The following is an 889-nucleotide window of genomic DNA, read 5'->3' on the forward strand; positions in this document are numbered from 1 at the left end:
ACCCGGCGGGCGGCAGCGCTGACGGCCCTGAAAGCTGGCGAGCCGCCCGCCGGCGACGGGCTCTTTTACGGGAGCGGCGCGCCGGAGGGCGAGCTGGCCTTCGTCTTCACCGGCGCCGCCACCGCCTATCCGGGCGTCGGTCAGGGCATGTTCTCCGCCTTCCCGGAACTCGGCCCCATCCTGACAAAGCGGTTCTCGACCGCCCAGGATGTCGCCCGGCTTCTGGCGCGCGACCACACGCCGGAGTTCGACCAGCCGCGCACCATGACGCTGATCTCGCAGGCCCAGCACATCATGCTGACCGAACTGCTCGGCCTCAACCCCACAATCGCCATGGGGCTCTCCTCCGGCGAGACCAATTCCCTGTTTGCTTTTGGGGCCTGGCAAAATGCCGACGAGCTGATGAACACCATTGGCAAGAGCACGATGTACACAGACGAAATCGCCGGCGAGTTTCGCACCGCCCAGATCGCCTGGCAGGATGAGGCCCCAGTCACGTGGGAGACCTGGCGCGTGCGGGCTCCGGAAGCCGATATCCGCGCCGCCGTCGCCGATGAGCCGCGCTGCGATCTCACAATTGTCTACAGCGCCGCCGAAGCGATCATCTCCGGCGATGCCAGCGCCTGCCAGCGGGCGCTGAAGCGCATCGACGGCTCGGCCATCCGTATCCCGCACGACCTTGTCGTGCATACGCCGATGATGGCCTCCTATGCCGATGAATGGCGCCGGCTGCACCACCGCAAGACGAAGGCGCCCAAGGGCATCCGCTTCTACGCCAATGCCATCAACGGGCCCTACGCGCCGGACGCCGATACGGTCGCCGCCATGCTGACCGGGCAGGCAACCGCGGAGGTCAACTTCCCGAAGACGCTCAAGCGCGCCTATACCG

At 67.0% G+C, this 889-nt stretch carries 1 pseudogene; it reads left to right on the forward strand.

What is annotated here, in order from left to right:
- Nucleotides 1-889: pseudogene (locus B8784_RS21500) on the forward strand (hypothetical protein); the annotation flags it as partial.

Source organism: Henriciella aquimarina (assembly GCF_002088975.1).
Taxonomy (GTDB): Bacteria; Pseudomonadota; Alphaproteobacteria; order Caulobacterales; family Hyphomonadaceae; genus Henriciella; species Henriciella aquimarina.